4 protein-coding genes are annotated in these 5,807 nt (G+C 64.7%); all 4 read left to right on the forward strand.

The genetic code is table 11. From position 1 onward, the window contains the following. Window positions 1–2,940 (forward strand): phage tail protein (locus tag ON27_RS39575; protein ID WP_218002942.1); only part of this gene is annotated, 2,940 nt, incomplete at its 5' end. Then, entirely contained in the window at window positions 2,937–3,146 is a 210-nt protein-coding gene (locus tag ON27_RS00155; RefSeq protein ID WP_043717395.1) for a hypothetical protein, read from the forward strand. The genes ON27_RS39575 and ON27_RS00155, both read left to right, overlap by 4 nt. Further along, a complete protein-coding gene (locus ON27_RS00160; RefSeq protein WP_043717398.1) occupies window positions 3,143–4,042 on the forward strand; it encodes a hypothetical protein in 900 nt (299 codons plus the stop codon). The genes ON27_RS00155 and ON27_RS00160 overlap by 4 nt, the downstream gene beginning before the upstream one ends. After that, complete coding sequence (locus tag ON27_RS00165; protein WP_245559722.1) at window positions 4,039–5,679, forward strand: Gp37-like protein; 1,641 nt, start codon at window positions 4,039–4,041, stop codon at window positions 5,677–5,679. The genes ON27_RS00160 and ON27_RS00165 overlap by 4 nt, the downstream gene beginning before the upstream one ends. The last annotated feature ends 128 nt before the right edge of the window (window positions 5,680–5,807 follow it).

Consider the following 5,807-nt stretch of genomic DNA (forward strand, 5'->3'; position numbering starts at 1 on the left):
GGGGTTTTCGGGCGAATCGGCACCGAGGTATCCAACTCCCTCTCCGGAACAGAAGGCGTTGCGGCATTCGACCAGATGACCGCTGCCTCGAATCAGTTCTTCACGGCGTTGTCCGCTGGCGAGAACGGGCTCGGCGGTTTCACGCTGGGATTGTCCCAATTCGCGGCGACAGCCGCATCTACAGTGGCCGGTTCCGGTGGTGGCCTGAACAATTTGCTGCTGGACCTCGGCGACAAGTTGAGGAATATCTCCGCCGATCAGATCACGGCGGTGTTCGACCGTGCCCAGCAGGTGTTCGCGAATATCGCCGCGGTCGTCAGTCCGCTGTTCAGCCTGTTCAGCACCCTCGGCGGCATCTCGGCTGCGGCCCTTGCTCCGGGGTTCGCGGCGGTCGGTGACGCGATCCGCCAGGCCACGCCCGGCTTGGCTGCGATGGCGGAAATCCTCATGCCGGCGCTCGGCGAGGTCATGCAGCGACTTGCCCCAGTGATCCCTGCCCTGGTGCAGGCATTCACGCCGTGGGCGTCGGTGCTCGCGGCTATCGCCCCGCCGCTGGCCTCCGTGCTTGCACATCTCGCGCCGCTCGCCCCGTATCTCCTGGCAGCCGCTACCGCGGCCAAGGTAATCGGCGCAGCGATGGTGGCATGGAACGCGATCACCTTCGCCAGCTCGGTAGCCCAGGGCGTGTTCGCCGCAGCTATGGGTCGTAGCGCCCTCTCGCTGACCGGCAACACGATCGCCTTGGCAGCACACCGCGTCGCACTGATCGCAGGCGCTGTGGCGGCGCGGGCATTCGGCGTAGCGATGGCGTTCGCCACCGGCCCGATCGGCCTGACCATCGCCGCTGTCGCGGCGGTCGGCGTCGCACTGTGGGCGTTCTTCACCAAGACCGAGGTCGGCAAGAAGCTCTGGGACAAGATCTGGACCGGCATCAAGGCCGCAGTCTCGGCCACCTGGGAGTTCCTGAAGGTCGCGTGGCAAGGAATCCTGACCGGCATCCAGTGGATCGGCGACAAAGCGAACTGGCTATGGACGGAAGTCTTTCAGCCGGTCTTCGGGTTCATCGGCTCACTGATATCCGCATGGTGGACCGGGATCGTTCAGCCCGCATTCAATGGGGTTAAAGGCGCGTTCGAGGTCGTTGGGAACGTGATCTCGTGGTGGTGGAACAGCATCGTCACACCGGCGTTCACGGCCGTAGGCGCTGTCATTTCGTACTGGTGGGACAATATCGGCTCGCCGGTGTTCAACAACTTCAAGGCCATAATCGGTCTGGTCGGGGACGCGATTTCGTATTGGTGGCGGAACGTCGCCACGCCCGCATTCCAGGCCGTCGGCGCGGTGATCTCGTGGCTGTGGGATAACGTCGGCTCGCCAGTATTCGACAATATGAAGAAAGGCATCGGTCTCGTCGGGACGGCGATCTCCTTCTTCAAGGACAACGTCGTCGACCCAGTCTTCAAGAGTGTCGGCAGCGCAATCCAATTCGCCTGGACCAAGGTCGTTTCACCGGTATTCGACAACATGAAGAAGGGTATAGGACTCGTCGGGGAAGCGTTCGGCGCGGCCGGTGGCGTTATCAAGACCATATGGTCCGGAATCGCTGATATCCTGCGTCCCGCGGTCCATTTCCTCGGCGGCATTCTCGCCAAGGTGCCTCGCAAGATCGGCACGATCGAGATCCCGGGCGCCGGCGCCGCACAGGATCTCGGAAACGCCATGCTCAAGTTCCGCGATGGCGGCCTGATCCGAGGCATCGGCGGCCCAACCGACGATGCGAACATCATCCGCGTATCCAACAAGGAACACCTCGCCTACGTCACTCGCGCGCAGGCCACGAATCCGGCGACGCTACCGTTCCTCGAGGCGATCAACAACGGCTGGACTCCGCCTCCGTGGCTGTTGCACGAGATGGTGCCGGGATTCGCTACGGGCGGCCTGGTCGACACCCAGAACTGGGCGCGCGGCGAAGCGGGAAAGCCATACCAGTACGGCGGCACAGGTAACCCGTCGTGGGACTGCTCCGGCATCGCGGGCGGTATATGGGCGAAGCTGAACGGCAAGACCCCGAACGCGCGTTACTTCAATACCGAGAGCGACTTCACCAAATTCGGATTCCTGCCCGGACTCGGTGGTCCCGGCGATTTCTCCATTGGCGTGATGCGTGGAGGCGGTGGCCCGAACAGTCACATGGCTTCGACGTTGGGCGATCTCAATGTCGAGAGCAGCGGCACAGACGGTGTCGAGGTGGGCGCAGGCGCGAAGGGCGCGGCTGACTTCCCGCTGAAGTGGCACTTCCCGATACCCGGCAATCCGCTCGCCGAGGGCAGCCCTGGCACGCGCGGTGGCGGCGGTTCTGGCTCGGCCCCGGGCGGATTAAGTGGCGGCGCATCTGGCTCGGGCAGCTCGCCGGGTGGTTCGACTGGCAGCGGCACGCGCCCGTCTGGCACTGCGGTACCGGTGTGGGTTGACAACTGGCCGAGCAGCTTCGGCACATCCACAACCCCGGCATCGACCGTGGGCGGAGAGGGGGTCGATGCGGTGTACAACCCGCCCAGCCCCACCACCAGCGCACCGAATGCGGGCACGCAAACACAGGGTCAGCACCCACTGCAGGGCACGCCCCTGACCGGTGAGTTGTTCAACGGGCCCGCCCCGTGGTGGATGGCTCCGACCCCGGAGGGGGCAATGGCCAACCTCGGGTCCCAGGCGGCAGGGCAGTGGCAGAAGACCACCGGCGAATTCCAGCAGCTCCTTCAGAACAACTGGAAAGAGATGCTGCAGACGGGCGCTGGGGTGATCGGCATGGGCCTGGCAGGTGGCGGGGGCATGACAGTGAACAACTACGGCATGGACCCGAACTCCGCCGCAGCGGCGGTGGAGCGGGTGTGGCGGCGCCGGACTCTGGCGAATCAGCGCGGAGGAGGTTTCGGCCGATGAACCGTGAAGAGTTCGCCGCGGCAGTCGATTTGGACGGCGAGATATTGAACGAGGCGCACGAAGCGTTCACCGTCGAGCTGCGGGCGCCACGGAAGTCGCTCGCTGGCCGGTCCGCCGATCTCGCGCAGTCGCTGCGCCTCATCGGCGTAGACGAGGGCGCGATCTATTCGGCGGTGACACTGCTGGCTACGGAGCGCCGCCGGTGAGTCTGCTGACCAGCGATCAGACCAAGGTCGTATGGGTCGACGTCAACGGGCGACCGTGGCATTTGGCCGGGCCGGGCGTCGGGGCGGAAGGCGTCATTCTCGGCGCCGACCCGAAGGGCCACTTCTTCCCACCGCATGAGCTGTTGTTCGATGAGGGCGCCCGCCAGGATGGCGCCACCTTCCGTCGGGACGTCGTCTCGAAGCGGATGACGGACTTCAACGTCTCCATCGGCAACGACGTCGGCCTGGAGATCCGCGACATGCGGCACTGGCAGACCGTGCACGATTTGTGGTGGCGTGGCTGGTCCCGGAAGAAGCCGGGCCACCTGTGCTACTGGACCAAGGTCAAAGGCTGGCGGCGCACATCGCTGTATCTCGGCGACGCGCCAGAGCCGCTGTCGGGGATCGATCCCAGCATCAACCTGCACGAGGCGTACACCGTCTCCGCAGTAGGTCCGGACGCGTTCTGGGCGGGGCTCGAGCGGGAGGTCTCCTGGGTCAACACCGCTGGCAGCAACCAGGGCATCCTGAAGCAGCGCAACGACGCCTCCGAACCCGCGTGGGCGCGGTACACCCTCAAGGGGCCCGGCCGATACTTCATCGAGGATCTGGATCCCGCCGCCGATCCTGATGCGGATCTGCGCATGATGACCATCCCCATGATCGAATCGGGGGAGACGCTACGGATCGACCTGCACCCTCGTCACCGCACCGCACGCATCTACAACGCCGCAGGGGTGTACCTGCGCAACGTGTGGGGGCAGATGGGTGGCCGTAGGTTCCTGCACGCGATCGAACCCTGGGGCACGACCGAGATCCACGTCTCCGTGGAAGATGGCGACCTCACCTCTGAAGTGGTCGGCACACTGACGCCGCTGAACGCGAGGCCACTGTGACCGCGCCTCCGTGGGATGGGCACACCGAAGTCCGGCGGATGGACGCCCTCCGCAAAGCGGAGCAGGACGCCTGGCGTGATCCGCAAGCGACGGTCCGCTACTACGACAAGTGGATGACGGAGGTCGGCGAGGAAGGCCGGTATATCTCCCTCACCTTCAGCCACGTCAGGAACGCCGCAGGCGGGCTGAAGATGACCGTCGCCCCAGACACCGTCCACTATGACCACCTGTTTCGCAATCCCGATGGCGAGGACGCCACGATCCCCATCACGGCGGAGACCAACGGGCAGCGGTGGGACGGGTTCATCACCCGGGTCGCGGAGGTTGTCGACGAGCGCGGCATGAAGACGATCGAGATCGAGGCCATCCACTGCTGGAACCACATCTCCACCACCGTCTGCTGGGCCAGCCCGTTCGCTCCGCTGCTGGCGCAGTGGCCGCGGCACTGGTTCATGATCCTCGGCGTCCGCTCCATGTTCCACCTGACAATGCTCGCGAACATCCTTCGCCGCCAAGCGTTCATGTCAGCCGATCAGTGGACCGGCGCCCCGGACTGGGCGGAGGTCGGGTCGATAGCGTGGCCGATCGCGATCGGCGGCATCAACGTCCTCACCGACACCTCACCGTTCGGCGCGATCAGTGTGCGGTTCGAGCACGCCGATCAGGTGTTCCTGCCCCTGTTCCAGGGCACGGGCGTTGCGGCAACCGCACAGTTCTACCTGCCTGATGTGGATGAACAGCCCGACCCCGAGTGGATGTACCTCGACCGTCCGACGGTGTTCATCACCACCGAGGACAAATCGAACGTGGTCGGCGCTACGGGAACCCTGCTCGACGGTATCTCGCGGTTCTTCGAAGACTTTTTCGATGACGGCACGACCCCGATCCGCTACCCCGACCTGTCCGCCTCGGGCGATTACGAACAGGCTTACGCCACAACGCCATTCGGGAACAAGCGGTACTTCCCGTGGATCTGGTACATGGAGGGCGAGTACTCCGGTCTCGGCGCCTCCGACATCAGCATCCACAAACCGCTGGCGATGCATGTGCTGGTCGGCGGCCGCAGCCCCGGCTGGGTGAACGCGAGCATCAGCTTCGCCATCAAGAACGCCCTTGCCTGGTTGGGTCTGTTGATCGGCCTGCCGGGGCTGGACGCGCTGTACATGGGTCAGCTGGACGATGTGTTCCTGGCGTTCGCGGAGTACACCGACCAAGGCCGCGTGCAGCGGGCCGGGCCGTACGCCTTCCAGGAGCACTTCGTCACCGGCTCCGACAAGGCGTTCACCCTCGACGGATTGATGGCCGGCAAGCACGGGTTGCATCAGACCCGCGGCTACACCAGCCACAAAGTGACCGTCCAGGACAACGCGCCCTACATTCTCGGACCCAACGCAGACTTCTGGATCAACGACCAGATCGGCTTCCAGCTCGGCGATCAGATCTTCGTCGACTACGTCACCGAGGCCACGTTCGTCGACGACCGCACCACACCCGGTACCTGGCAGATAACCATCGGCGACGGCGCCGACGAGGAGGACTCCCTCGTCAAGGCGTGGAACCGCATGGGTCAAGTCGCCGGCGCCATAAAGCAGATTTTCATGGATGTCGGCGCCGATCTCGACCTGATCATTTTCTGAGGAGGATCATGGCGGACGTTTCGTTCCCGGCTCACGTCACGATCACCGAGGAGGTCGATCCCTACGGCCTACCGGTCACCACAGCCGAAGTCACACTCACCCCGACGGCTGCGGCGCTTGAGCTACCC

This window comes from Nocardia asiatica NBRC 100129 (assembly GCF_000308415.1).
Classification (GTDB): domain Bacteria; phylum Actinomycetota; class Actinomycetes; order Mycobacteriales; family Mycobacteriaceae; genus Nocardia; species Nocardia asiatica.

Excerpts from the sequence above, each read along its gene's own strand:
- ON27_RS00155 (WP_043717395.1), top strand. The coding sequence starts at position 2,937 with ATGAACCGTGAAGAGTTCGCCGCGGCAGTCGATTTGGACGGCGAGATA.